Genomic DNA, 25,539 nt, shown 5'->3' with positions numbered 1-25,539 from the left:
TTCAGCATTGGTTCAGCAGTCCGACAGGTTCGGTTCAGTGCCCCCCTCGTAACCTACTCCCCGTCAACACATTACAGACATCCTTGACGGGAGACTCCCCATGAAAACCATGAAGAAAATCGCCCTCGCCACCGCCATTCTCGGTGCCAGCGTCGCCGCGACCGCAGCCAGCGCCGCCGACACCTTCGTCGGCATGACCTGGGGTGAAACCAGCAACAACATCCAGAAGTCCGACGCGCTGAACCGCAACCTGGGCAACCCGAAATTCGACAGCGTGATCAACAACAGCGGCACCTGGGGCGTGCGCGCCGGCCAGCAGATGGAGCAGGGCCGCTACTACGTCACCTATGAAAACGTCTCCGACACCGAGAACGGCCTGAAGCTGCGCCAGCAGAACCTGCTCGGCAGCTACGACGCCTTCCTGCCGCTGGGCGACCAGGGCACCAAGCTGTTCGGCGGCGGCACCGCCGGCCTGGTCAAGCTGGAACAGGACTCCAAGGGCTACAGCCGTGACAGCGACGTGGGTTACGCCATCGGCGCCCAAGCCGGTATTCTCCAGGAACTCGGCAAGAACGCATCCGTAGAAGGCGGCTACCGTTACCTGCGTACCAACGCGAGTACCGAGATGAGCCCGCACGGTGGTGGCAAGGTGGGATCCCTTGACCTGCACAGCAGCTCCCAGTTCTACCTGGGCGCCAACTACAAGTTCTGACCGGTACCGCAACCGGGCCCCGCGTGGCCCGGTTGCCTGACTCAGGGAGCACGCGCATGAAACTGCTGGTGGTGGAAGACGAGGCGCTGCTGCGCCATCACCTGTATACCCGGCTCGGCGAGCAAGGCCATGTGGTCGATGCCGTCGCCAACGCCGAAGAGGCGCTCTACCGCGCCAGCGAATACCATCACGACCTGGCAATGATCGACCTCGGGCTGCCGGGCATGAGTGGCCTGGACCTGATCCGCGAATTCCGCAGCCAGGGCAAGACCTTCCCCATCCTCATCCTCACCGCCCGCGGCAACTGGCAGGACAAGGTCGAAGGCCTGGCCGCCGGCGCCGACGACTACGTGGTCAAGCCCTTCCAGTTCGAAGAGCTGGAGGCTCGCCTGAACGCACTGCTGCGCCGTTCCAGCGGCTTCGCCCAGTCGAGCATCGAAGCCGGCCCGCTGGTGCTGGACACCAACCGCAAGCAGGCACTGGTCAATGGCGAATCGCTGCAGCTGACGGCCTTCGAGTACCGCATCCTCGAATACCTCATGCGGCATCACCAGCAGGTGGTGGCCAAGGAGCGCCTGATCGAGCAGCTCTACCCGGACGACGACGAGCGTGATCCGAACGTCATCGAGGTGCTGGTCGGCCGGCTGCGCCGCAAGCTGGAGAGTGCCGCGCAGTTCAAGCCGATCGATACCGTGCGCGGCCAGGGCTACATCTTCAACGAGCTGTGTAAATGATCCGCTCGCTGCGGCTGCGGCTGATGATCGGTGCGGCGATTCTCGCCGTGCTGTTCATGGCGGCGCTGCTGCCGGCTCTCCAGCGTGCGTTCAGCATCGCCCTGGAGAACGCCATCCAGCAGCGCCTGGCGGCGGACGTGGCGACCCTGGTGTCCTCGGCGCGCATCGAGGGCAATGTCCTGAGCATGCCCGAGCACCTGCCGGTGGAGGATTTCAACCTCCCCGAGTCCAAGTTGCTGGGCTTCATCTACGACCAGTCCGGCAAGCTGGTATGGCGCTCCACCTCGGCCCAGGACGAAAGCGTCGATTACTCGCCCAAGTACGATGGCCTGATCGACGAGTTCACCCGTATCCGCGACGCCACCGGCCAGGAGTTCTTCGTCTACGACGTGGAGATCGATCTCCTGGGGGGCAAGCGCGCGGCCTACAGCATCGTCACCATGCAGCCGGAAAGCGAGTTCCGCGAGCTGGTCAGCGGCTTCCGCGACCAGCTCTACCTGTGGCTGGGTGGCGCGCTGCTGTTGTTGTTGGGCCTGTTGTGGCTCGGCCTTGGCTGGGGCTTTCGCTCCATGCGCGGCCTGCGTTCGGAGCTGGACCAGATCGAGACCGGCGACCGCGAGCGCCTGAGCGACGATCACCCGGCCGAGATGTTGCGCCTGACCGATTCGGTGAACCGCCTGCTGGAAAGCGAGCGTGCCCAGCGCGAGCGCTATCGCAACTCCCTGGGCGACCTTGCCCACAGCCTGAAGACGCCGTTGGCGGTGTTGCAGGGCGTCAGCGAAACCCTCGCTGACGAGCCGAAGAACCGTGAGCAGGTGCAGGTGCTGCAGACCCAGATCGAGCGCATGAGCCAGCAGATCGGCTACCAGCTGCAGCGTGCGACCCTGCGCAAGAGCGGTCTGATCCGCCACCGCGCGGCACTCGACCCGCTGCTGGACACCATCGGCGGCGCGCTGGACAAAGTCTACCGCGACAAGCGCGTGAAGCTGGAGCGGGATATTGCGCCGGGATTTTCCCTGCCGCTGGAGAAGGGCGCCTTGCTGGAGATGCTCGGCAACCTGCTGGAGAACGCCTACCGCCTGTGCCTGACCACGGTGAAGGTCAGTGCGCGCAAGAACGGCCGGATGTTCGAGCTGATCATCGAGGACGATGGCCCCGGCGTGCCGGCCAGCCAGCGCGAACGCATCCTCAAGCGTGGCGAGCGGCTGGACACCCAGCACCCCGGCCAGGGCATCGGCACGGCGGTGGTGAAGGACATCATCGACAGCTACGACGGCGAGCTGGCGCTGGAGGATTCCGAACTGGGCGGCGCTTGCTTCCGGATTCGCCTGCCGGGTTGATCGAGAGTCGGCGGGGATCAATTTCGCGAGCAAGCTCGCTCCTACAAAGGGCGAATCCGGCACAGGGCTGATCCTGCAGGAGCGAGCTTGCTCGCGAACACTCATCGCACCGCCTCCCGATGCAGGGAGCGCGCCTTCGTCTCACTCCCCCTGCTGCGCCCGATACGCCCCTGGCGTCAGCCCCGTCCATTTCTTGAACGCCCGGTGGAACGCCGAGGGCTCGGAGAAGCCGAGCTGGTCGGCGATGTCCTGGATCGAGTGCTCGTCGCGGCCCAGGTAGTAGATCGCCAGGTCGCGGCGCAGCTGGTCCTTCAATTCCTGGAAGTTCGGCCCTTCTTCCCGCAGATGGCGGCGCAGGGTCTGCGGGCTCATGTGCAGTTGCGCAGCAACCTGCTCCAGGTCCGGCCAACTGCGGCAGTCGCGGCCGAGCAGGCGGCGGATCTGGCTGGTCAGGCTGTCGCCGCCGTCGGGGCGGGCGAGCAGGTCGGCGGGCGAATCCTTGAGGAAGTGCTTGAGCGTGCGCTCGTCCTGCAGCAGCGGCATGTCCAGATAGCGAGCCTGCAACAACAGGCTGGTGCTGCCGGCAGCGAAGCGACGAGGGCAGGGGAACAGCAGGTCGTACTCGGCCTGGTGCTCGGGGGCCGGGTAGCTGAAGGTGGCTTCCTCCAGGCGGATGCGCTGACCGATCAGCCAACTGGCCAGGCGATGCCAGATGAGCAGCAGGCTCTCGGCGAGGAAGTGGTCCGGGTCGCGCAGGTGGGTCTCGTCCAGGGTCAGGCGGGCGCGGTCGCCGTCGCGCAGCAGTTCGATCCGAGGTGCCTCGGGAAACAGTCCGTAGAACAGCGCGCCACGTCCCAGTGCCTTTTCCAGCGTGCGGCAGTGGATGATCGCGTTGCACATCATGGCGAAGGTGCCACGCTTGCTGGGCATGGCGCCGAAACCCATGTACTCGTCGTCGAGCACTTCCCACAGGCGTTGCATCAGGCAGCTGAACTGCGACGGATCGATCCGTGCGCGGGGCTCGTCGAGGATGGCCGGGGCGATGCCGGCGTCACGCAGCAGGGCTTGGACATCCAGCCCCTTGCGCTGGGCCCCATGGACGGCGGCGCGGACGAAATGGCTGGCAATGGTGCGTTCACGCATGAGCGGTCCTTGTTGTTCTGTCCGCAGGTCCGAAAGAACAGTGCGGCAAACCCGATCGAACCTGATCGGAGTTCTACAATCTACGGTACGAAGGCCGTGGCGGATACCCGCCAGAGGGCGGGAAACCCGCCAGCGAGGAGGCGGGTTTCCGCCAGATTCGGCGCCTTCCGTGCCCTGCCTTTTTAGGGAAGCCATTGAATTTAAAGGGGTTACATATTTTTTAAAGGTCTGGCACAGCACTTGCGATAGGCGAGCAAGGCCTGCCGTCTGGCATGCCCTGAAAACAAATTCTCCCATTGCAGGGAGATAACGCGTTCGGTCTTGCGCCTCCTCCGGAGCGCAGGCCCAGAGGACAGAGCTGCCATGACCAAGCAACCCTTCTACAAAAGCCTGTATGTGCAGGTACTGATCGCCATCGCCATCGGTATCGCACTTGGCCACTTCTACCCCGACACCGCCAAACTGATGAAGCCGCTGGGCGATGGCTTCGTCAAACTGATCAAGATGGCCATCGCGCCGATCATCTTCTGCACCGTGGTTACCGGTATCGCCGGCATGCAGAGCATGAAGGCAGTGGGGAAGACGGGCGGCATGGCGCTGCTGTACTTCGAAATCGTTTCCACCATCGCGCTGATCATCGGCCTGGTCGTGGTCAACGTCGTCCAGCCGGGTGCCGGCATGCACGCCGACGTCGCCACGCTGACCGCCGAAATGAACAAGAACGCGGCGCTCACCGGCTTCATCGCTTCGGGCGAGAAGCAGAGCACCATCGACTTCTTCATGAACGTCATCCCCAGCACCGTGGTTGGCGCCTTCGCCAACGGTGACATCCTGCAGGTGCTGTTCTTCTCCGTGCTGTTCGGCTACGCGCTGCACCGCCTGGGTGACTACGGCAAGCCGGTGTTCGAGTTCATCGATCGCATCACCCACGTGATGTTCAACATCATCAACGTGATCATGAAGGTCGCGCCCATCGGCGCCTTCGGTGCCATGGCCTTCACCATCGGCGCCTACGGCCTCGGCTCGCTGGTGCAGCTGGGTCAGTTGATGCTGTGCTTCTACATCACCTGCCTGCTGTTCGTGCTGATCGTGCTGGGCGGCATCGCCCGCGCCCACGGCTTCAGCATCCTGCGCTTCATCTCCTACATCCGCGAAGAACTGCTGATCGTGCTGGGCACCTCGTCCTCCGAATCGGCCCTGCCGCGCATGATCGCCAAGATGGAGAAGCTGGGCGCCGACAAGAGCGTCGTCGGCCTGGTGATCCCGACCGGCTACTCGTTCAACCTGGACGGCACCTCGATCTACCTGACCATGGCCGCCGTGTTCATTGCCCAGGCGACCGACACCCCGATGGACATCACCCACCAGCTGACCCTGCTGGTCGTGCTGCTGATCGCCTCCAAGGGCGCCGCCGGTGTCACCGGTTCGGGCTTCATCGTGCTGGCTGCCACCCTGTCTGCCGTCGGCCACCTGCCGGTTGCCGGCCTGGCGCTGATCCTGGGTATCGACCGCTTCATGTCCGAAGCCCGCGCCCTGACCAACCTGGTCGGCAACGGCGTGGCCACCATCGTGGTCGCCAAGTGGTGCAAGCAGCTGGACGAGAAGACCTTGTCCGCCGAACTGGCCGCCGGCCCGGGCAATTCCGCGGAGCTGCAGCCCTCCTGACGGGTTTCCCAACGAGCAATTCGGCCCGGTGAACGTGAAGCGCCGGAGCCTTTCCAGCCCGCTCATTTGAGCGGGCTTTTTTATGGGCGGGTGAAAAGCCGCGGCTCTTCGTAGGAGCGAGCTTGCTCGCGAACGGTTTCCCGGCAGCTTTGGAGGTGGGCGGGTTCGCGAGCAAGCTCGCTCCTACAACTGTGCCTTGGCCGCGTGCAGGGGATACTGGGCTTTGCACAGGAACTGCCGGCGCGCGTAGGAGCGGACTCTGTCCGCGATTGGCCGGAGGGTGTGTATCAACGAGAAGGGCGCACGCAAAAGCGTGCGCTGAAGAAGCGCAAAGGAGTCAGAGAATGATCTTGTCCTTGAGCTTCTCCGCCGCCTGCTGCAGCGCCTGGATGACCCGTTCCTTGTCGTAGTTCTGCACGTTGTTGGTGTCCAGGTACATGGAGAAGCCCGGCACTTCATGCTCGACAAAGCTGGGGTTGGAGCCCAGGTCGCGGCGGAAGTCGACCACCTGGTAGATCTGCACCGGCTTGCTGAAGCCCTTCACGGCGATCTGGCCCTTGTCGCGGCACATCAGCACGTCTTTGACCAGCGAGTAGGTCTCGTGGCTGATGAGGATCTCGCCGGCTTCGGCCGCGCTTTCCAGGCGGCTGGCGAGGTTCACTTCGCGGCCGATGATGGTGTAGTCCATGCGCGTGTCGGCGCCGAAGTTGCCCACGGTGCAGTAGCCGGTGTTCAGGCCCATGCGCACTTCCAGCGGCTTGGTGATGCCCTGGGCGCGCCACTGCTGGCGCATGACCTTCATGTGCTTGCGCATGGCCACGGCCATGGACACGGCGGCCACGGCGTCCTTCTTCGCGCCCTGGGTGGCCGGGTCGCCGAAGAACACCATCACGCAGTCGCCGACGAACTTGTCGATGGTGCCGCCGTACTTCAGGGCGATCTTCGACATCTCGTTGAGGTAGTTGTTGAGCATGTCGGTGAGGGCTTCGGCCTCGAGTTCCTCGGACAGCTCGGTGAAGCCCTTGATGTCGGAGAAGAACACCGTGAGCTTCTTGCGCTGGGTTTCCAGGCGCACCGTGCGCTTGCCGCTGAAGATCGATTCCCACACCTGCGGCGACAGGTACTTGGCCAGGTTGCTGGCCAGGCGCGCGGCCTTTTCCTGCTCCAGGGTGATGTCCGAGCGGGCCTGGGCCAGGCGCAGCCCCTGCTGGTGCACGAAGAAGGCGGTGATGCAGATGTACAGGGTGGAGAACAGCACGCTGACCAGCGCGACGATGCTCGGCGTCTGGCCCTTGTAGGCCGGGGCGATCAGCGCGGCGCTGAGTACCGCGGCGCTCAGCGCCACCAGCAGCGCCAGGCCCAGGGAGCGCAGGCCGCCGATGATCAGCGCGGAGAACGCGAGGATCAGCACCAGCATCAGGCTGGGGACCTCGGAGAAGCCCAGCAGCGTGGTGGCGATGCCGGCGTGCAGGGCGTCGATGAACAGCAGCACCAGGCGGGTGCGTTGCGGGTTGTCGCGCTTGAAGCGGCGGCTGATCTGTTGGGCCAGGTGCGGGTAGAGCAGGGCGTACGGGATCATCCAGAGGATCTCGTAGCCGAAGTACCTGGCGAAGGTGCCGGCGGTGATGGTCGCGGCGATGGCGATATAAGCCAGCACGCGGGAATGGTATTCGCGCAGAGGGGCGGGTGTGAGCGGACTGCTGGAGCGCTCGAGAACATTAGGCTTCATGCGCAAGAAACTTCCCTGGTGCGCGTAGGCTCGTGGCCGATTGCGCGTCTGATTTTGGGAGGAATCTTATTCCATGCGCAGCCCCCGGGCCAGCGGCGGTTCGCCACTCTTCGTCGCGGACCGCCGGTCGCTTCGGGACCCTCAGGCCATCGTGCCGTCGGGCTTCTGGTAGATCGAGCGGCGCGGCTGGGCGAAGACCCGGCGCAGCATGGGTTCGAAGAACTCCAGGGGCAGCACTTCGCCGTCCGGATCGAAGGCGGCGGCGTCGTAGCGCGCACAGAACTCGATGGTCTGCTCGAACTGCGTGTGGTCCTTGAACTGCTCGCGCAGGTGCCGGTCCAGGCCCAGGTGATGGAAGAAGTAGTAGCCCTGGAAGATCGCGTGCTTCTCGATCATCCACAGGTTCTCGTCGCTGACGAACGGCTTGAGGATGGCCGCCGCGATGTCGGCGTGGTTGAACGAGCCGAGGGTGTCGCCGATGTCGTGGAGCAGGGCGCAGACCACGTACTCCTCGTCGCGGCCGTCGCGGTGGGCCAGGGTGGCGGTCTGCAGCGAGTGGGTCAGGCGGTCCACCGGGAAGCCGCCGAAGTCGCCGTCGAGCAGGCGCAGGTGGGTCATGATCCGGTCGGGCAGAAGCGCGGCGTACTGGCCGAAGTCCTTGGCGATGATCGCCCAGTCCTCGGCGCTGCCGTCTTCCATGTGGGTGAAGTTGGCGCGTGCGTTCATCAGGCTGTGCTCTCTTGTGATTGTCATGGCTTGTCTGGATGGCACGGGTCCAGTCTAGAAGCCTGAGGCGCGCGCGGTAGTGTCCGTGCAGCGCCAGCGGGGTGTCCCGATGGGCGCGAATGGTGCGGTATTCATGCGACGGAAGCGGGCTTCGGGCGCGGAGACGGCAAGCCCTGTCGCGTGAGCGAGATCATCTGACGCCTGTCGGACCAGATGGCAGTCGCTCGTCATGTGTCTACTCTGTATCGAGTTTGCCAATCTCGACTGGGTTCAAGCGGACAGGGGGGCTCATGGAAAGCGTGCCTATGCGAGCGAAGATGGAAGGGGTAGCCAACCTGGTGGCCCGTGGGATTCTTACCCTGGAATTCGAGCAGATACTCGAGCATATCTACAGGCAAATTGTGCGGCCGGGCGATGTCGTCATCGATATCGGCGCCCATCGCGGCCGGCACCTGAAACCGCTGCTGCAGTGCATTGGTACCGAGGGCAAGGCAATAGCATTCGAGCCCTTGCCCTTTGCTTTCGAGCAGTTGTCCGCCGACCTGCCTGTCGTCAATCTGCAACTCCACAACCTCGCTCTGTCTGACAAGGTCGGGACGTTCAGTTTCACCTATGCCCAGGGAACGCCGGAAGAGAGCGGCCTCGTTCAGCGGGTATTCAATGCACCAGAGCTGGCCAAGCCGACGCTCATCCAGGTCAATGTCGATTGCCTGGACAACTACACCCGGCAGCTGGAATCGGTTGCCTATATCAAGATCGATATCGAAGGGGCGGAGATAGACTGCCTGCGTGGAGCCACCGACGCTCTGTCACGCCTGCGCCCGATCTTCTCCATCGAGTATGGCTCGCTGGCGTTCAAGGCCTATGGGCATACCGCCGGGACCTTGTATGACCTGGCGGCAGACAACGATTACGTCTTGTTCGATATCTTCCTGAACCGGCTGGATCAGCGCTCGGACTGGCTCGAGGCCGTGGACTATCTGTGCTGGGACTTCTTTCTGGTTCCTCGGGAGATGGCCGACAAGTTCGCCGAACTGTCTCGCTCGGCCGGCACGGTGCCTTACCAGAGCAGCATGCCTGCGGCACCTCAGCAACTTCTGGAGTCGTCGGTGGAAATCTCACTGCGCGCGGAACTGGAGCGGGTTCAAGACGCGCAGCACCAGTTGCAGCGCGAGAACCGACGGTTGCTGGAGGAGCTGGCCCTGCTGAAGGGCTCGACCAGCTGGCGCGCCACTGAGCCGTTGAGAAAGGTACTTTCCGCCTTGCGACGTTAGGCCCTGCGCTGAAACCGAGGGGCGCACCGGCTGCTCGTTCGGCCGATGCCCTCGGTAAGGTGTGGTAGCGGCGCTGTTTGGCCGCTGCCTGGCGGGTCATGGGTTCTGCGGGTCGTGCCCCAGCGACTGCAGAAACAGCGAGAACAGCTCCGGCTGCGAGGAAATGTCGAGCTTGTTGTAGAGGTGGCGGCGGTGGACCTTGATGGTCTCCGGGGAGATCGCCAGGCGCTCGGCCATGGCCTTGGAGGAGTAACCCCGGAGGATCAGCCGGGCGATCTCCAGCTCGCGCTCGGACAGCACACCCGCACCGAAGTGGCTCAGGGCGTCACGTACCTGCACTGCCACGCCGTCGCTGGCGCCTGGCAGCAGTCGCTGGCTGCGTTGCTGCCAGTGCTGCTGCATCAAGGCCAGTACCCAGGGACAGAGCATCGCCAGCAGGCCGGTCTGCTCGCCGTCGAACAGCCTGCGCATACCCAGTGAAAGCGACAGCGCGCCCTGGCCGGGCAGTTGCAGGATGAACTGCACCTCGTCCTCCAGCACGTTGTCGTGGAAGTAGCTGAGGAAGTACTCGCTCTGGCGGAACTGGTCCGGGGCGATTTCCTCCAGCCGGTACAGCCCGCTGGACACGCCTTCGCGGCAGGCCTGGTAGAACGGGTCGAGCTGGAACAGACCATCGAGGTAGATGGCCATGGCTGCCGGCCCGGCGGTGGGCTCGGCATCGTATTCCTCCAGCGCCACCGGAGTGCCGCTGGCCGGGTAGAACATCGCCAGGGCGTTATCGAACGGCAACCACTGGTGCAGCAGCAGGACCAGTTGCTTCCAGAAGCGCGGCTGGCCGATCTGCTCGATGGCGCGGCCGAGGTTGGCGTGCATGCCGACTTCGCGGAACAGGTTGTGCATCCGGGGGGATTCTCTGAGAGGGGCGGAGGAGTCGGCCCACGGTTTCCTCCTTTTAACCCGTCGCCGTCAAGGGGGCGTAACCCCAAATGGTGATTGGCCGCCCCTCTCGCCATGCCCAGACTGCACCCCACGCAGCGCCCCGCTCAGAGGGCGCATCAAGGTCTTCGTTCCTGCCTCAGCCACCAATAACAACACGAGGAAACAACGATATGAGCGCTTCCCCTGCGCCAGCGAGCGCGCTCAAGCCCAGCCTGGGCGTGCTCGACGTAGTCGCCATCACCGTCTCGGCGGTCACCCCCGCCAGCTCCGTTTTCGTCATCGCTCCCTTCGCCATCCAGCAGGCCGGCAGCGGCGCCTTCCTGGCGTTCGTCTTCGCCGGGTTCCTGGCCCTGATGTTCGCCTGGTGTTATGCGGAGCTGGGCCGGGCCCACAGTTCCGCTGGCGGCGAGTATGTCTACGCCAAGCGCGTGTTCGGCGGCCTTGCCGGCTACGCCACCTTCCTCACCGTGCTGGTCTCGCTGCTGTTCATCCCGCCGGTACTGGCGACGGGCGCGGCGACCTACCTCAACAACGCCCTGGGGACGAATTTCGACACCCAGACCGTCGCCCTGGTGATAGTCGCCGCCAGCTACGTGCTGGGCATCCTCAACATCCGCGTGAACGCCTGGATCACCGGCGTGTTCCTGCTCTGCGAAGTGGCGGCGCTGCTGGTGATCGTGGTGCTCGGTTTCGGCCACGTCAGCCAGCCGGTGAGCGTGCTGGTGCAGCCGCAGCACATCGACGGCGGGATACTGGCCGCCGCGCCCTGGGCGCTGGTGATCGGCGCCGTGGGGACCGCGCTGTTCTCCTACAACGGTTTCGGCGGCGCGGTGCTGCTGGCCGAGGACATGAAGTGCGGCGGGCGCAATGTGCACCGCGCGGTGATCTGGTCGCTGGTGCTGGTGGTGGCGATCGAGATCGTCCCGCTGACCGCACTGCTGCTGGGCGCGCCTTCGCTGCAGGACATGATCGCCAGCCCCGACCCGGTCGGTTACCTGCTCACCGCCCACGGCAACGAAACGCTGTCGCGGCTGGTCAGCGCCGGCATCTTCCTCTCGGTGTTCAACGCCATCGTCGCCATCGTCATCCAGGTCGGCCGGGTGATCTTCAGCAGCGGCCGCGACGAGTTGTGGACGCCGTTTATGAACCGCGCCTTCACCCGTATCCATCCGCGCTGGGAGTCGCCGTGGATCGCCACGCTGTTCCTCGGGGTGCCCTCGGCGGCGCTGAGCTTCAGCTCGAACCTGGAAGAGCTGACCTCCTTCACGGTCCTGCTGCTGGTGATGGTCTACCTGGTGGTGGCGCTCTGCGCGCTGTTCAGCCGCGTGCTGCGCCGCGACCGTGAGCACCCGTACCGCATGCCGCTGTGGCCGTTGCCGGCGATGCTGGCGGTGGTCGGCGCCGGCTACCTGTTGCTCAACCTGCTGATGGACGCTTCCTCGCGGGACGTCATGATCATTGTCGGGATACTGGCCGTGTCGGTGATTCTCTACAGCACCTACGGCAAGCTCAGCCCGGCCTTCCAGAAGCTCTGAAACCCTGCTCGACAACCAAGGAGACAGCATGCGCGCTCGTCAACTCGGCATCACCCTCGGCCTGGGCACGCCCGGCGAGTTCAACGCCATCACGGATGTTCCCGGCATCCGTGTCGGCCACAGCACCCTGATCGGCGAGCGCGAGGGTCGCGCCGTACGCACCGGGGTCACGGTGGTCCAGCCGCGCGAGGCGGCGGCACGCCAGCAACCCTGCTTTGCCGGCTGCCATGTGCTCAACGGCAATGGCGACGCCACGGGGCTGGAGTGGATTCGCGAGGCGGGCCTGCTGACCACGCCCATCGCCATCACCAATACCCACAGCGTGGGCGTGGTGCGCGATGCGCTGATCGCCGCCGAGCATGCCGAGTTGGCAGACCCGTCCGTCTACTGGTGCATGCCGGTGGTGATGGAGACCTACGACGGGCTGCTCAACGACATCTGGGGCCAGCACGTCGGTGCCGAGCAGGTGTGCGAGGCGCTGGCCGCGGCCGAGTCCGGCCCGGTGCGGGAAGGCCCGGTGGGCGGCGGCACGGGGATGATCTGCCATGAGTTCAAGGGCGGCATCGGCACCTCTTCGCGCAAGCTGCCGGCGGAGCAGGGCGGCTGGACCGTGGGCGCACTGGTGCAGGCCAACCACGGCCAGCGTTGTGAGCTGCGGGTGGATGGCTACCCGGTCGGCCGCCACCTGGGCGACTTGCCGTCGCCCTTTGCCGAACAGGGGACGCCGGGTATGGGCTCCATCGTGGTGATCCTCGCCACCGACGCGCCACTGCTGCCGCACCAGTGCCAGCGCCTGGCGCAACGCGCCTCGCTGGGGATCGCCCGCACCGGCGGCGGGACCGACGATTCCAGCGGCGACATTTTCCTCGCCTTCGCCACCGGCATCCGCGACCTGCCGCCGGCGGACTACGGGCGCAAGAACCTGCCGTTCGCCACGGCGCTGGAGATGGTCAACAACGACCACATCTCGCCACTGTTCGCCGCGGCGGCGGAGGCGGTGGAGGAGGCCATCGTCAACGTGCTGCTGGCCGGCAAGGACATGCGCACCGATGACGGCGTGCTGGTGCCGGCGCTGAGTGGGGAGCGCTTGCTGGCGGCGTTGCGCGAGGTCGGTTGGAAGGGGGAGCGCTAACCAGCGGTGCTCGGTGGCTGGGTGTCCCCTGTAGGAGCGAGGGGGACGCCTGGTTCTTGCTCGCGAACGGGATTTCCGGCCGCTCTGGCGTTGGGCGGGTTCGCGAGCAAGCTCGCTCCTACAAGTTAAGCCGTGCCATGAAAAAAGCCGGAGCTGCTGGGCAGCTCCGGCTTCTTCGTTTGGGTAGGAGCGGACTGCGTCCGCGATAGGTCCGTATCGCGCGGGAGCCATCGCGGACAGCGTCCGCTCCTACGCCGCGCCCATCTCTGGCGGCACGGCTCCCCGATCAGTTCGGGGTGTAGATCTGGTCGAACACGCCACCGTCGGCGAAGTGGGTCTTCTGCACGGTGCGCCAGTCGCCGAAGGTCTTCACCACGGAGAAGAAGTCCACCTTCGGGAAGCGGTCGGAGAACTTGGCCAGCACTTCGGGGTTGCGCGGGCGCAGGTAGTTGTTCGCCGCGATGGTCTGGCCCTCGTCGGACCACAGGTACTTCAGATAGGCCTCGGCTTCGGCGCGGGTGCCTTTCTTGTCGACCACCTTGTCGACCACGGCCACCGGCGGCTCGGCTTCGGCGGAGACGCTCGGGTAGACCACTTCGAAGCCGCCACGGCCGAACTCGCGGGCGATCATCTCGGCTTCGTTCTCGAAGGTCACCAGCACGTCGCCGATCTGGTTCTGCATGAAGGTGGTGGTCGCTGCGCGGCCGCCGGTATCCAGCACCGGAACGTTCTTGAACAGCTGGGCGACGAATTCCTTGGCCTTGGCTTCATCCGCGCCGTGCTTCTGCGCGTAGCCCCAGGCGGAGAGGTAGGTGTAGCGGCCGTTGCCCGAGGTCTTCGGGTTCGGCACCACGACCTGGATACCCGGCTTCACCAGGTCGTCCCAGTCCTTCAGGCCTTTCGGGTTGCCCTTGCGCACGATGAACACGGTGGCGGAGGTGAAAGGCGCGCTGTTGTTCGGCAGGCGGGTCGCCCAGTCCTTGGGCACCAGGCCGCCATTGTCGGCCAGGGCGTCGATGTCGGTGGCCTGGTTCATGGTGATGACGTCGGCCGGCAGGCCGTCGATCACGGCGCGGGCCTGCTTGCTGGAACCGCCGTGGGACATCTGGATGGTGATCTTCTCGCCTTTGTCGGCCTGCCAGTGTTTCTGGAAGGCGGCGTTGTAGTCCTTGTAGAAGTCACGCATCACGTCGTAGGAGACGTTGAGCAGGGGTTGGGCGGCCTGGGCGGCGGAGGCCAGGGCAAGGCCGGCGGCCAGCAGCGAGGCGCTGAACAGACGTTTCACGAGCAGTTCCTTTTGGCAGTGTTGTTGGGTGTCGATTATGCCGACAGGTTATATGGCACTTAAATACTTAAAGGCTATTTGCTTATGCGGGGACCCTCTTCCCGCGAAGCTTTTCTGCGCCGCGCTACTGCGCATGCCACGAAGTGGACAGTTGCCCGGCAGCCTAGCAGGCCGGCCGGGCAATGACTGCTCCGGCAGTCATCATTCCAGCCCGCTGACTTCCAGCTCCTTGGGGTACTCGACGCTGAACTTGAAGGTAGTGCTGCGCTTCTCGCCCGGTTTCAGCTGCCAGTCCCACAGCAGCTTGCCATCGTCTTCGCGCTTGGCCTCCTGGCCTTCTGGCTCCAGCAAGGCGACCTTGATCTGCTCGTTGCGCGAGACCGGCAACTGGTCCTTGAACTGCAGGCGCTGCTCGGTCTTGTGGTTGTTCTGCGCGTCGATGCGAAACTCGTAGGTGACGCGCTTGCGACCGCCGGTGAGGCCGGTGTAGTCGGTGTAGCGGTTGACCAGCTTGCGCTTGATCGACATCGCCTCGTCGCCGCCCAGGGCCAGCTCGAAGGTCTCGCCCGGCATCACCGCGCGCAGCTGGCCGCTGGCGACGAAGGTGTTGCCCAGGTAGGTATTGAGCGTGCCGGGCAACAGCGGGTAGTCGCTGGCATTGCGGGTGTCGGCCTGCAGGTACGCGGCTTCGCGCAGCGACGGCGTGGCCAGGTAGCGGAAGGTTGCCGGCAGTTTGAACTGGGCGATGGACACCTTCTGCGAGCTGCCATCGCTGTTCAGCGTGGCGCGGGTCGGAATATGGAAGGAGGCGCTGGTGGTGGCACCGCTGACTTCGGCGACGGCCACGGGCATCTCTTCCAGCGAGCCGGCCGCGGCCATCTCGTCGGCGGCGAAGCGCTGGGCCTTCTTTGCCTCCATCGCCATCATCGGTGCGGCGGGCGCGGGCATGGCGCTGGAGTCGAGCATTTTGCGGCGGTCCATGGCGGTATCGACGATCCATGGCGACAGCGCCGGCACGCTGCTGCCCAGGTTGGGGCGGGCGGTGGACAGGGTGAGGTCGACGTCGGTCCAGTCCTCGCCGCTGCTCTGCCGGACGATGCCCTGGTAGGTCATCTCGATCTTGTCTTCGCCGTCGCGCAGGCGGGCGTCGTAGGCCGGGCGCCAGGAGGCGTCGTAGAGCGTGTAGCTGAGCTGCAGGCGGACCTGCGCGGGCTTCTCCAGCGCCACGCGGAGGATGGCTCGCTTGTAGTGGGTGCCGTCGCCGGCCAGGTGGCTGCGCTGGCTCTCCAGCTCCTGCTTGCGCTGTTGCAGTTCCTCGCCCTGCTGGTCGAGCTTGCGTTGCTCGTCGAGGATGCGGCCCAGGTTGCCCTCGCTCATCTGCAGCAGGTTCTTCAGTTCGTCGATGCTCGGCAGTGCCTGGTTCTTGCCCGGCTTGGTGCTGCTGGCCTGGATGTCGGCGAGGAACTGCTTCTGGTTTTCCAGCACGCTGCCACGGTCGCTGATCTCGCGTTCCTGCCGCTCGATGTCGCGCAATTGCGCGTCCAGCTGTTGCAGGCGATTGTCCTCCGAAGGCGGCGATACCTGCGGCGCGCTGCTGACGTCGAGCAGGGTCGCGGCAGCGCTGGCGCTGAGCGAGGCCTGCAGGCTGTTGTCGTCGATGCGCAGGGGCAACTGCTCCAGGGCGATCTCGTGCTGGCCGGCGGGCAGCTGCAGGGTGGCGGTGCGGGTGACGATGGCGCGGTCGGTGTAGACGGTCACCGCGCTGATGCGGCTGTCGGCCACCTGCGCCGCGGCCAGCAGCGAAGGGCTGGCCAGCGTGCCGGCCATGGCGAGGATCAGTGGGTGGAATCGAAAGGGCATGTGCTCACCTCGCGGCCTGGAAGGCGGCCGGCGCTGCGGAACGCCACCATGGCGTCCGTCCATGCTGCTTGTGACGAAGGGGGCGGTGGAAACGGGTTGAGTGCGGGTGAAGTGTTGCCGCCATGAGCGACGAGCGGTTAACAGCGGTCAGCGTGGGACGGCGTCGTCCGTTCGGGGGAACAGTGGATTGCCGCAGCGCGAGCAGAACGCCGCTTCGGCCTCGTGGTTGGCCTTGGCGCAGGCCGGGCAGGGCTTGTCCAGTTGCCCTGGCGGGCGCTCCGGGCGCATGGCGTTGTGCAGCTCGGCGCTGAAGATGCCGGTGGGCACGGCGATGATCGAGTAGCCGGTGAGCATCACCAGGCTGGCGATGGCCTGGCCCAGCGGCGTCTTCGGGGTGATGTCGCCGAAGCCCACGGTGGTGAGCGTGACGATCGCCCAGTAGATGCCGCGCGGGATGCTGGTGAAGCCGTGCTCGGGGCCTTCGACCACGTACATCAGTGAGCCGAACACCGTCACCAGGCTCATCACCGAGACGAAGAACACGGTGATCTTCTGCCGGCTACCGCGCAGCGCGGTGAGCAGGAAGTCGGCCTGGCGCAGGTACTGGCGCAGCTTGAGGATGCGGAAGATGCGCAGCAGCCGTACCACGCGCACCACCAGCAGGTACTGGGCGTCGGGGTAGAACAGCGCGATGACGCCGGGCAGCACCGCCAGCAGATCGATCAGCCCGTAGAAGCTCAAGGCATAGCGCAGGGGCTTGGGCGAGCAGTACAGGCGCAGCAGGTACTCGATCAGGAACAGCCCGCTGATGAACCATTCGACACCGCTGAGCAGGCTGCCGAATTGCTGGTGGATGCGTCCGACGCTGTCGAGGAAGGCCACCAGCAGGCTGGCGAGGATGAACACCAGCAGCGCACTGTCGAAGCGTCGTCCGGCGATGGTGTCGGACTGGAAGATGATGACGTAAAGGCGCTGGCGCCAGCTTTGGGTGTCGGCCATGGATGAATCCGCGGAACGGGTTCAGTCACCTTAGCCGATATGCGGCGGGGCGGCTGGTGCCGCCCCGCCGGGAGGATCAGGCTCGCTCGGTCGCCTGCTGCTCGTCCACGTCGCCCTCGGCGATGCACGCCGCAGCGGTGAACAGCACGTCGGTGGAGGAGTTCAGCGCGGTCTCGGCCGAGTCCTGGAGGATGCCGATGATGAAGCCGACCGCCACCACCTGCATCGCCACTTCGCTGGAGATGCCGAACAGGCCGCAGGCCAGCGGGATCAGCAGCAGCGAGCCGCCGGCCACGCCGGAAGCGCCGCAGGCGCAGATCGAGGCGACCACGCTGAGCAGGATGGCAGTGGGCAGGTCCACGGCTATCCCCAGGGTGTGCACCGCCGCCAGGGTCAGCACGCTGATGGTGATGGCGGCGCCGGCCATGTTGATGGTCGCGCCCAGCGGGATCGACACCGAGTAGGTGTCCTCGTGCAGGCCCAGGCGTTCGCACAGTTGCAGGTTGACCGGGATATTGGCCGCCGAGCTGCGGGTGAAGAAGGCGGTGATGCCGCTCTCGCGCAGGCACAGCAGGACCAGCGGGTACGGGTTGCGACGGATCTTGGCGAAGACGATCAGCGGGTTCACCACCAGCGCCACGAACAGCATGCAGCCCAGCAGCACGGCCAGCAGGTGCAGGTAGCCGATCAGCGCATCGAAGCCGGATTCGGCAATGGTGCCGGCCACCAGGCCGAAGATGCCCAGCGGGGCGAAGGCGATGACCACGCGGACGATCAGGGTCACGCCGTTGGCCATGTCATCGAGCAGGTCGCGGGTGGTCTGGCGGGCGTGGCGCAGGGCAATCCCCAGGCCGATGGCCCAGGCCAGGATGGCGATGAAGTCCGCCTCCAGCAGTGCCTTCACCGGGTTGGTGGTGACGCTGAACAGCAACGAGCGCATGACTTCGCCGATACCGCCGGGCGGCGCCAGCTCGCTGGTCGGTGCGCTCAATACCAGGGTGGAAGGGAAGGTGAAGCTGGCGATCACCGCGACCAGGGCGGCCGAGAAAGTGCCGAGCAGGTAGAGCAGCAGGATCGGCCGGATGTGGGTGCGCTGGCCCTGCTTGTGGTTGGCGATGGAGGCCATCACCAGCACCAGCACGAGCACTGGCGCCACGGCCTTCAGGGCGGAGATGAACAGCTTGCCGAGCAGGCCGACCGCCGCCGCGCCTTGCGGCCAGAGCACGGCGAGGGCGATGCCGCAGAGCATGCCGATGAAGATCCGCAGGACCAGGCTGGTGCGTTTGAGCCGCTGCAGGAGGGTGGGAGTTGGAAGCGTCATGACATCTTTCGCTGCAGGAAGTGGGATCGCCCCGGCGGGCCGGGCGCGAAAGGGCGCGGATTATGCCGTCTGATGCCGGGAAATGCGCGGTTACCCGTCGATTGATCGGTCAGGTTTGCTTCGGCAGGTGTCAGGTCGCAGTCTGGACGGCCGCGTACGGACCGGCATTGATCCATGCCGGTCGCGCCGAGAATAACCGAGGAATCAGCCGAGGTCGGCGAAGGCTTCCGGGTCCAGGTCGAGGCCGGCGACCCGCTGCACGGCGCCGCGCATGGTCACCTGGAAGTCGTCTTCGACGCGGATTTTCAGTAGGCCGCCGGCGAGTCGCAGGTCAATCTGCTCGTCACACAGGCCCAGCCGGCGCGCCACTGAAGCGGCGGCGCAGCTGCTGGTGCCCGAGGACAGCGTGTAGCCGGCACCGCGCTCCCAGATCTCGACGCGCAGCGCATCGCGGGACAGCCACTGGACGAACTGCACGTTGGTACGGCGGGGGAACAGCGGGTGATTTTCCAGCAGCGGACCGAGGCGGCAGGCCAGCTCGCGGCTGGTCTGCTCGACGAAAACCACGCAGTGCGGATTGCCCATGGAAACGGCGTTGATCTTCAGCGATTCGCCGTCGACTTCCAGCGCATGGTTCAGCGCCTCGGGTGCGTCGATCAGCAGCGGAATCTTCGCGCAGGCGAACTCGGCGCGGCCCATGGACACCTCCACGCTGCGGCCCTCGTCGAACACCTGGCTGGTGACGGTACCGCCGGCGGTGACGATGTCGAACGGCTGCCCGGCGACCAGCCCGCAATCCCACAGGTAGCGGGAGAAGATGCGCAGGCCGTTGCCGCTCTTCTCCGCCTCGGAGCCGTCGGGGTTGAGGATGCGCAGACCGAAGGCGGCATCCGTGTGGTTCGCCACCAGGATGCCGTCGGAACCGATGCCGTGGTGGCGGTCGCAGACGCGGCCGATTTGCTCGGAGGTCAGGGCGAACGGTGCGTCACCGGCATAGACGAGGTAGTCGTTGCCCAGGGCCTGGTATTTCACGAAGTTCATCGGTGCGATCCGTCGCCGGAAGAGGGCCCCCGACTATACACGCGGGCCGCTGTTTTCCCTTTGCGGATCGTGCAGCAGCGCTTCCAGCGCGCGCTGGCCGAGGATCACCAGCCAGCAGGCGAGAATGAAGGGTGCAGTGAACGCGGGCAGGCCGACGAGGGCGAAAGCCGGTTGCAGCAGCACCGCCAGGAGGATGCCGCACAGTGGTGCCAGGGGGCTGCGAAAGCGCAGCGACAGGGCGATACCGGCCAGCGCGCCGTTCAGGCCGAGCAGGCCGGCCTGCGCTGAGGCGGGCGGCAGCTCGAACAGCGGCGCCACGGCCAGTGCGCCGACGGCGCCGGCCAGTGCCCAGAAGGCGGCGCGGCGATCCGCCAGCAACAGGCCGAGGGCGATGGTCAGGCCGGCCAGTGGTTCGCCGAGGAAGATCACTTCGCCGAAGCCCAGTGCGGAGGAATCCAGCAGTGGGCTCACCGCACCACACGACAGGCAGGCGGCACCGGCCGCCGGCGCCAGGCCGATGGCCTTGCCCAGCGCGCTGGACACCCAGCCCAGCAGCACGAAGGCCGAGGTATAGGCCGGCACGCCGAAGCGCCGGCGCGACTGCCGCAGCAGCACGGCCTGCACGGCGACGCTGGTGAGGATGGCGGCGATGGTCAGCATCACCAGCCCCAGCGACCACTGGAACAGGAAGGGCAGCAGCAGGCCGATGAGGATCGGGTTGTAGTCGTGCAGGCCGGCGTCGATGTCCGCTTGCGGCTCGCGCACGAAGCGCGCGGTGAGCGGGCCGAGCAGGGCGCCCAGCAAGGCGCCGGGCAGCAGGTGCGGCGCGGACCAGGCGATGGTCAGCAGCAGGATCAGGCCGAAGCGTGCGTCAGCCTGCAGGTAGATCTGGCCGAAGCCGATCAGCCGGGTGCGGAGCTGATGTTTCCAGGATTGGGGATTCAGGTGCATGGGGGTACAGGGCAGGTTAAATGGGGCTCCGCAGCGCTTCGGTAGGTGTGGGGCATCGTGGCCCCATCGACGAGCAGTGCGTGAGCATTCTGTGACGCCGCCATACGGGGCCGCGCCACGGGGTTGGAAAAAGAAAAGAGGCTGCCGGCGGGATCGCCGCCAACAGCCTCAAAGTTCCATGGCCAGCATTGGGAGTTGCTGCGTGGGGGCCATGGACCGACAAGCATTCGGTGTTCATGTTTCTGCTGCTGAAGCACTCAGTAGCAAGGTCAAACCCGGACGGACGGGGACGCGGCCCCGTATTCCCGGCCCCGTCCGTCCGGGAGTGACTCGGTGCGGAGGCACGCGCGTTGGCGTGGCTCCTGAACTCGGTTGCCCTCTCCCCAGCCCTCTCCCGCAAGCGGGAGAGGGGGCTTGAGCGGCAGAAGGCGGAACACCGGAGTCACTGGCGGCGCCGAACTGCCCCCTCTCCCTTCAGGGAGAGGGTTGGGGAGAGGGACTCTCAGGCTTGCATCAAACTTCCAGCGCCGGCGCCACCGTCTCGATCCGCAGCATGTTGGTGCTGCCCGGCTGGCCGAAGGGCACGCCGGCGGTGATCACCACGGTGTCGCCACGGCGCGCCATGCGCTGGGCCAGGGCGATGTCCAGGGCGGTGGAGCAGATCTCGTCGACGTGGGCGAGTTGCGCGTTGACCACCGAATGGACGCCCCAGGCCACGGTCAGGCGGCGGGCGGATTTGAGTTGCGGCGTCAGGCTGAGGATCGGTGCCTTGGGCCGCTCGCGGGAGGCGCGCAGGGTCGAGGCGCCGGACTCGGTGTAGTTCACCAGCACGGCCACCGGCAGGATGCGGCTGATCCGGCGGATCGCGCAGCTGATGGCGTCGGACACGGTGGCGTCCGGCTCCGGGCGGTTGATCTCCAGCGTCGCCTGGTAATCCGGCTCGGCTTCGACCTGGCGGATGATCTTCGCCATCATCTCCACCGCTTCACGCGGGTACTGGCCCGAGGCGCTCTCGGCGCTGAGCATCACGCAGTCGGCACCTTCGCTCACGGCGTTGGCCACGTCGGTCACTTCGGCGCGGGTTGGCGCCGGGGAGAAACGCATGGATTCGAGCATCTGCGTCGCCACCACCACCGGGCGGCCGAGCTGGCGGCAGACCTGGATGATGCGCTTCTGGATGCCCGGCACGCTTTCAGCCGGCATCTCCACGCCCAGGTCGCCACGGGCGACCATGATCGCGTCGGACAGGCGGGCGATGGCTTCGATGGACTGCACCGCCGAAGGCTTCTCGATCTTGGCCATGAGGAAGGCCTTGTCGCCGATCAGCGCGCGGGCTTCCTCGATGTCTTCGGGACGCTGCACGAAGGACAGCGCCACCCAGTCCACGCCCAGCTCCAGGCCGAACGTAAGGTCGCGGCGGTCCTTGGCGGTCAGCGGGCTGAGCTTGAGCACGGCTTCGGGGACGTTGACGCCCTTGCGGTCGGACAGCTCGCCGCTGTTCATCACGCGGGTCTCGATGGCATCGCTGTGGGCATTGAGCACCTGCAGGCGAATCTTGCCGTCGTCGAGCAGCAGGCTCATGCCCGGTTCCAGCGCCTGGATGATTTCCGGGTGGGGCAGCATGACGCGCTGGGCATCGCCCGGTGCGTCGTTGAGGTCGAGGGTGAAGGTCTGGCCCTTCTCCAGCTGGACTGCGCCCTCGGCGAAACGGCCCACGCGCAGCTTCGGCCCTTGCAGGTCCATGAGGATGCCGATGGGGTAGTTCAGTTCGGCTTCCACTTCGCGCACCCAGGCGAAACGCTGGGCGTGGTCGCTGTACTCGCCGTGGCTGAAGTTCAGGCGGAACAGATTGGCGCCGGCTTCCACCAGGGCTCGGATGTCGTCGCGGCTTTTGATCGCTGGGCCCAGGGTCGCGAGGATTTTTACTTTCTTGTCAGGAGTCATTTGTCGTTCTCGAGGACCAGGATGGCGCGGAAGTCGTTGACGTTGGTGCGAGTCGGCTTGGTGACTACCAAATCGCCCAGTTCGGCGAAGAAGCCGTAGCCGTTGTTGTTGTCGAGCTCGTGCAGCGGGTTCAGGCCGGCCTTGAGGGCGCGGCTGTAGCTGCAGGGGCTCATCAGGGCACCGGCGTTGCTTTCCATGCCGTCGATGCCGTCGGTGTCCCCCGCCAGGGCCCAGATGTTCGGTTCACCTTTCAGGTCGGCGGTGAGGCTGAGGAGAAACTCGGCATTGCGTCCGCCGCGGCCATTGCCGCGCACGGTCACGGTGGTCTCGCCACCGGAGAGGATCAGGCACGGCGCCTTCAGCGGCTGGCCATGCTTGCGGACCTGCCGGGCGATGCCGGCGTGGACCTTGGCCACCTCGCGGGACTCGCCTTCCAGGTCGCCCAGGATCAGTGTCGGGATGCCGGCGGCTTCAGCCTTGGCCGCCACCGCGTCGATGGCATGCTGGGGCGTGGCGATCAGCTTGAAGTGGCTGCGCGACAGGCATTCGTCACCGGGCTTTACCGTTTCCGAGCGCGGGTCTTCCAGCCAGGCGCGCACGTTCGCCGGGACTTCGATGGCGTAGCGCTTGAGGATCGCCAGCGCGTCGGCCGAGGTGGTCGGGTCGCCCACGGTGGGGCCCGAGGCGATCACCGTGGCCTCGTCGCCGGGCACGTCGGAAATCGCGTAGGTGTACACGCTGGCCGGCCAGCAGGCGCGGGCCAGGCGACCGCCCTTGATGGCGGAGAGGTGCTTGCGCACGCAGTTCATTTCGCTGATGGCGGCGCCGGATTTCAGCAGCGCCTTGTTCACGCTGCGCTTGTCATCGAGGCTGATACCTTCGGCCGGCAGGGCGAGCAGGGCAGAGCCGCCGCCGGAGAGCAGGAAGATCACCCGGTCGTTTTCGGACAGGCCGCTGATCAGTTCCAGTACGCGACGGGCAACGCGCTCGCCAGCGTCGTCCGGCACTGGGTGCGAGGCTTCCACCACTTCGATGCTGCGGCACTGCGCTCCGTAGCCGTAAGGCGCGACCACGAGCCCCTGGACGTCACCATTCCAGTGCTTCTCGGCGACTTCGGCCATGGCTCCGGCGGCCTTGCCGGCGCCGATGACGATGGTGCGGCCACCTTTATCGGTGGGCAGGTGCTGCGCCAGTACCTGGGCCGGGTGCGCGGCGGCAATGGCGGTGTCGAACAGCTCGCGCAGGAAGGCGCGTGGGTCCAGGCTCATGACAGGCTCCCGTGATTCTTGTTGTGGTGTATCCATGGCTCAATCTCCTTGGCAAAGGAGACTCAGCGATGGATTCGAACGCCCCGGCCGGCAAGGCCGTGATTCCCACCGGCCGGGTGTTCGAGTCGCTTTGCAGCATGGCGGGCGACGCCACTCCCATAACCTCGCCCGTCACCTTGCTCTGGCTGGCGCTTCTTCAGTCCTTGCGGATGGAGAAGTTGGCCATGTGCTCCAGGCCCTTGATCAGGCCGGAGTGGTCCCAGTTGCTGCCGCCGATGGCCGCGCAGGTGCTGAACACTTGCTGGGCGTTGGCGGTGTTGGGCAGGTTCAGGCCCAGTTCGCGTGCGCCGGCCAGGGCCAGGTTGAGGTCCTTCTGGTGCAGGCTGATGCGGAAGCCCGGATCGAAGGTGCCCTTGACCATGCGGTCGCCGTGCACTTCGAGGATGCGCGAGGAGGCGAAGCCACCCATCAGCGCTTCACGCACCTTGGCCGGGTCCGCGCCATTCTTGGCGGCGAACAGCAGGGCTTCGGCGACGGCCTGGATGTTCAGGGCGACGATGATCTGGTTGGCCACCTTGGCGGTCTGGCCATCGCCATTGCCGCCGACGCGGGTGATGTTCTTGCCCATGGCCTGGAACAGCGGCAGGGCGCGTTCGAAGGTGTTCGGGCAGCCGCCGACCATGATGCTCAGCGAAGCGGCCTTGGCGCCGACTTCACCGCCGGAAACCGGGGCGTCCAGGTACTGTGCGCCGGTGGCCTTGATCTTCTCGGCGAAGGTCTTGGTGGCAGTGGGGGAGATCGAGCTCATGTCGATCACCACCTTGTTCGGGCCCACGCCCTCGGCGATGCCGTCCTTGCGGAACAGCACGTCTTCGACCTGCGGGGTGTCCGGGACCATCACGATGATGAACTCGGCTTCCTGGGCGACTTCCTTCGGGTTGGCCAGGGCGACGGCGCCGCCGCTGGCCAGCTCGGCCGGAGCGGCATCGTGGTGGGTGGAAACGAAGATCTGGTGACCCGCTTTCTGCAGGTTCAGTGCCATGGGCAGGCCCATGATGCCGGTGCCGATGAATCCGATTTTGGCCATGAGGAACTCTCCTGGTTGTTCTTGTTAGGCTGGCTGGCGCGGTGCGTACCCACCGCGCCGGCCGGCGAATCAGATGACGTTGTGGCTCTTCAGCCAGCCGAGGCCGGCTTCGGTGGTGGTCTTGGGCTTGTATTCGCAGCCGACCCAGCCGCGGTAACCGATGCGGTCCAGGTGGTCGAACAGGAAGCGGTAGTTGATCTCGCCGGTGCCTGGTTCGTGGCGGCCGGGGTTATCGGCCAGCTGCACGTGGTTGATCGAGGCGAGGTTCTTCTCGATGGTCCGCGCCAGGTCACCTTCCATGATCTGCATGTGGTAGATGTCGTACTGCAGGAACAGGTTGGCGCTGCCGACCTTCTCGCGGATGTCCTGGGCCTGCTGGGTGGTCTGCAGGTAGAAGCCGGGAATGTCGATGGTGTTGATCATTTCCATGACCAGCTTGATGCCCGCGGCTTCGAGCTTGCCGGCCGCGTACTCCAGGTTGTTCAGGAAGGTGTTCTCGATGGTCGCGCAGTCATGGCCCTGCGGACGGATGCCGGCCAGGCAGTTGACCTGGGTGTTGCCCAGGACCTTGGCGTAGGCGATGGCCTTGTCGACACCGGCGCGGAATTCCTCGACGCGGTCCGGGTGGCAGGCGATGCCGCGCTCGCCTTTCGACCAGTCGCCGGCGGGCAGGTTGAACAGCACTTGCTCGAGCTGGTTGGCGTCCAGGCGGGCCTTGATCACCTCGGCCTCGACGTCATACGGGAAAAGGTACTCGACGCCGCTGAAACCGGCGCGTGCGGCGGCTTCGAAGCGATCGAGGAAGTCCACCTCGGTGAACAGCATGGACAGGTTGGCGCAGAAACGGGGCATGG

General features: G+C 65.8%; 21 protein-coding genes. 7 read left to right on the top strand and 14 right to left on the bottom strand.

Annotated features, from left to right (window positions below; all coding sequences use genetic code 11):
• Positions 1-100: 100 nt before the first annotated feature.
• The 3 genes from UB43_RS27680 to UB43_RS27670 are packed head-to-tail and all read left to right on the top strand — an operon-like array spanning position 101 to position 2,786.
• A complete protein-coding gene (locus UB43_RS27680; RefSeq protein ID WP_045217821.1) occupies positions 101-712 on the top strand; it encodes an outer membrane beta-barrel protein in 612 nt (203 codons plus the stop codon).
• 56 nt (positions 713-768) lie between these two features.
• Positions 769-1,446 (top strand): response regulator, encoded by a 678-nt coding sequence (locus UB43_RS27675; RefSeq protein ID WP_045217820.1) that lies wholly within the window; start codon positions 769-771, stop codon positions 1,444-1,446.
• Entirely contained in the window at positions 1,443-2,786 is a 1,344-nt protein-coding gene (locus UB43_RS27670; protein WP_045217819.1) for an ATP-binding protein, read from the top strand. Before UB43_RS27675 ends, UB43_RS27670 begins: the two co-directional genes overlap by 4 nt.
• A gap of 141 nt (positions 2,787-2,927) precedes the next feature.
• On the opposite strand, the gene UB43_RS27665 is transcribed toward UB43_RS27670, so the two are convergent.
• A complete protein-coding gene (locus UB43_RS27665) occupies positions 2,928-3,929 on the bottom strand; it encodes an AraC family transcriptional regulator (RefSeq protein ID WP_045217818.1) in 1,002 nt (333 codons plus the stop codon).
• A gap of 363 nt (positions 3,930-4,292) precedes the next feature.
• Between UB43_RS27665 and UB43_RS27660 the strand changes: the two genes are divergently transcribed.
• Positions 4,293-5,594 carry a dicarboxylate/amino acid:cation symporter gene (locus UB43_RS27660; protein ID WP_017516453.1) on the top strand — a complete coding sequence of 434 codons (1,302 nt, stop codon included), beginning with the start codon at positions 4,293-4,295 and terminating at the stop codon, positions 5,592-5,594.
• Positions 5,595-5,931: 337 nt separating this feature from the next.
• On the opposite strand, the gene UB43_RS27655 is transcribed toward UB43_RS27660, so the two are convergent.
• Positions 5,932-7,323, bottom strand: coding sequence for an adenylate/guanylate cyclase domain-containing protein (locus tag UB43_RS27655; RefSeq protein WP_045217817.1), 1,392 nt, complete (start codon positions 7,321-7,323; stop codon positions 5,932-5,934).
• A gap of 141 nt (positions 7,324-7,464) precedes the next feature.
• The gene (locus UB43_RS27650) at positions 7,465-8,049 is read right to left on the bottom strand and encodes an HD domain-containing protein (RefSeq protein ID WP_045217816.1); all 585 of its coding nucleotides are present in this window, start codon (positions 8,047-8,049) and stop codon (positions 7,465-7,467) included.
• Positions 8,050-8,339: 290 nt separating this feature from the next.
• Here UB43_RS27650 and UB43_RS27645 point away from each other — a divergent pair, with 290 nt between their 5' ends.
• A complete protein-coding gene (locus UB43_RS27645; RefSeq protein WP_045217815.1) occupies positions 8,340-9,323 on the top strand; it encodes an FkbM family methyltransferase in 984 nt (327 codons plus the stop codon).
• Positions 9,324-9,419: 96 nt separating this feature from the next.
• On the opposite strand, the gene UB43_RS27640 is transcribed toward UB43_RS27645, so the two are convergent.
• Positions 9,420-10,223 carry a helix-turn-helix transcriptional regulator gene (locus UB43_RS27640; RefSeq protein WP_045217814.1) on the bottom strand — a complete coding sequence of 268 codons (804 nt, stop codon included), beginning with the start codon at positions 10,221-10,223 and terminating at the stop codon, positions 9,420-9,422.
• Positions 10,224-10,432: 209 nt separating this feature from the next.
• Here UB43_RS27640 and UB43_RS27635 point away from each other — a divergent pair, with 209 nt between their 5' ends.
• Positions 10,433-11,797, top strand: a complete 1,365-nt coding sequence (locus UB43_RS27635) for an APC family permease (RefSeq protein WP_045217813.1) — start codon at positions 10,433-10,435, stop codon at positions 11,795-11,797.
• Positions 11,798-11,825: 28 nt separating this feature from the next.
• Positions 11,826-12,929 carry a P1 family peptidase gene (locus UB43_RS27630; protein WP_045217812.1) on the top strand — a complete coding sequence of 368 codons (1,104 nt, stop codon included), beginning with the start codon at positions 11,826-11,828 and terminating at the stop codon, positions 12,927-12,929.
• A gap of 286 nt (positions 12,930-13,215) precedes the next feature.
• Here the strand turns inward: UB43_RS27630 and UB43_RS27625 are convergent, their stop codons facing one another.
• The 10 genes from UB43_RS27625 to hyi all read right to left on the bottom strand — a co-directional run bounded on the left by UB43_RS27625 (position 13,216) and on the right by hyi (position 25,537).
• Positions 13,216-14,214 (bottom strand): sulfate ABC transporter substrate-binding protein, encoded by a 999-nt coding sequence (locus UB43_RS27625; protein WP_045217811.1) that lies wholly within the window; start codon positions 14,212-14,214, stop codon positions 13,216-13,218.
• A 201-nt stretch (positions 14,215-14,415) separates the two neighbouring features.
• Positions 14,416-16,074 carry a mucoidy inhibitor MuiA family protein gene (locus tag UB43_RS27620; RefSeq protein WP_256205370.1) on the bottom strand — a complete coding sequence of 553 codons (1,659 nt, stop codon included), beginning with the start codon at positions 16,072-16,074 and terminating at the stop codon, positions 14,416-14,418.
• A gap of 147 nt (positions 16,075-16,221) precedes the next feature.
• Positions 16,222-17,073, bottom strand: coding sequence for an ion transporter (locus tag UB43_RS27615; RefSeq protein WP_045217809.1), 852 nt, complete (start codon positions 17,071-17,073; stop codon positions 16,222-16,224).
• Between the two features lie 76 nt (positions 17,074-17,149).
• Positions 17,150-18,394 carry a serine/threonine transporter SstT gene (sstT, locus tag UB43_RS27610; RefSeq protein WP_045217808.1) on the bottom strand — a complete coding sequence of 415 codons (1,245 nt, stop codon included), beginning with the start codon at positions 18,392-18,394 and terminating at the stop codon, positions 17,150-17,152.
• Positions 18,395-18,598: 204 nt separating this feature from the next.
• Entirely contained in the window at positions 18,599-19,435 is an 837-nt protein-coding gene (dapF, locus tag UB43_RS27605; protein ID WP_045217807.1) for a diaminopimelate epimerase, read from the bottom strand.
• A 33-nt stretch (positions 19,436-19,468) separates the two neighbouring features.
• Positions 19,469-20,386: an urea transporter gene (locus UB43_RS27600; protein WP_045217806.1), complete on the bottom strand. Its 918-nt coding sequence runs from the start codon at positions 20,384-20,386 to the stop codon at positions 19,469-19,471.
• Between the two features lie 513 nt (positions 20,387-20,899).
• The gene (gene pyk, locus UB43_RS27595) at positions 20,900-22,330 is read right to left on the bottom strand and encodes a pyruvate kinase (protein ID WP_045217805.1); all 1,431 of its coding nucleotides are present in this window, start codon (positions 22,328-22,330) and stop codon (positions 20,900-20,902) included.
• Complete coding sequence (locus UB43_RS27590; protein ID WP_045217804.1) at positions 22,327-23,598, bottom strand: glycerate kinase; 1,272 nt, start codon at positions 23,596-23,598, stop codon at positions 22,327-22,329. Before UB43_RS27590 ends, pyk begins: the two co-directional genes overlap by 4 nt.
• A gap of 196 nt (positions 23,599-23,794) precedes the next feature.
• Positions 23,795-24,685, bottom strand: coding sequence for a 2-hydroxy-3-oxopropionate reductase (locus tag UB43_RS27585; RefSeq protein ID WP_045217803.1), 891 nt, complete (start codon positions 24,683-24,685; stop codon positions 23,795-23,797).
• Positions 24,686-24,754: 69 nt separating this feature from the next.
• Entirely contained in the window at positions 24,755-25,537 is a 783-nt protein-coding gene (gene hyi / locus UB43_RS27580; RefSeq protein WP_045217802.1) for a hydroxypyruvate isomerase, read from the bottom strand.
• Positions 25,538-25,539 lie beyond the last annotated feature (2 nt).

This window comes from Pseudomonas sp. 21 (assembly GCF_000955805.1).
In the GTDB taxonomy this organism is placed as follows: domain Bacteria; phylum Pseudomonadota; class Gammaproteobacteria; order Pseudomonadales; family Pseudomonadaceae; genus Pseudomonas.
The sequence above is the reverse complement of the archived record's forward strand: the minus strand, read 5'-3'. Positions and strand labels throughout refer to the sequence as shown.